Origin of the sequence: Tenacibaculum halocynthiae (assembly GCF_964512825.1) — a bacterium.
In the GTDB taxonomy this organism is placed as follows: Bacteria; Bacteroidota; Bacteroidia; order Flavobacteriales; family Flavobacteriaceae; genus Polaribacter; species Polaribacter halocynthiae.
In genome coordinates this window covers 168,365-169,482 of record NZ_CAZELG010000016.1, presented here as the reverse complement: position 1 = coordinate 169,482, position 1,118 = coordinate 168,365, and the positions used below count along the sequence as shown (strand labels likewise).

The 1,118-nt window shown below is 29.3% G+C and carries 2 protein-coding genes; both read left to right on the top strand.

Annotated features, from left to right (window positions below):
- Positions 1 to 829: HlyD family secretion protein (locus tag ACKTTQ_RS05920; RefSeq protein WP_408048654.1), on the top strand; the 829-nt coding region annotated here is incomplete at its 5' end.
- A gap of 82 nt (positions 830 to 911) precedes the next feature.
- Positions 912 to 1,085, top strand: a complete 174-nt coding sequence (locus ACKTTQ_RS05915; protein WP_158530867.1) for a hypothetical protein — start codon at positions 912 to 914, stop codon at positions 1,083 to 1,085.
- Positions 1,086 to 1,118 lie beyond the last annotated feature (33 nt).

Sequence of the window (1,118 nt, the reverse complement as noted above, 5' to 3'; positions counted from 1 at the left end):
AAATAAAGAATTAACACCATACAAATCAGAATCTTTTGCTAACAGGATGACTGTTATTGAAGCTAAACAACGATTACAAATTTTACGTTCCCAAAGGGAGTTTAGCAGAAAAGAACTAGAAATAAAACAAAAAGATTTAGAACGAAGTATAAAAATGTTTAACGAAGGTGTTATTTCAGCTAAAGAAAAAGAGCAAAAGGAAATAGAAATATTACAATCGAGAAGGGCATATGAAAATTCAGAAAGTTCAATTTCTCAATTAAGAGAGTTTATTAATAATTCAAAGAAAAACTTAGTAGGAACTACTATTAAGAAAACACAAAACGACACTCGTTTAAAGAAAAAGGCTATTCAGTCGTTTTTATATTTACAAAAAGCAATAAAAGATTGGCTTAAGCAATACGCTTTAACTAGCTCAATAAATGGAAAAGTTTCATTTTTAACATTCTGGAGTGAAAATCAAACTGTAAAAACAGGAGATTTAATATTTACAATAATTCCCGAAAAAAGCGATTCTTTTATAGGTAAAATAAAAGCACCTGCAGCAAATTCAGGGAAAATAAAAAAAGGCCAAAAAGTACAAATAAAATTACTGAATTATCCTTCAGATGAATTTGGAGAACTTAATGGAAAGGTGAAGTCAATATCTCCAATAGCAGATGCGGAAGGAAATTATTTAATAGATGTAATGTTGCCTCAAGATTTAAAAACTACTTATGATAAAAACATAGAGTTTAGGCAAGAGATGAAAGGTACAGCTAACATAATAACTGAAGATTTACGTTTGATAGAACGATTTTTCTATCAACTTAAAAATATTATTAAATAAAAGAAATTCTCTCGCGAAGAATAGACAAAACCTTGGGTGTCTTAAAATGATCAAGGATTACTAAATTCTAAATTTTTTAATCATGAAAAAACAAATTTTAAACTTGGGTAAAGTATTAAAGAAGGGTGAACAAATAAGTATTAAGGGAGGTTCAGTTTCATGTTCAACTGGTCACCCTCCAATCATGACTTGTAGTAATCATATATTATGGGCTTATTGCGGTCCTGGTGAAGTTACATACATGGGACGATGCTAATCTTTTAAATAAAATATTCTCTCGCAAAGGATG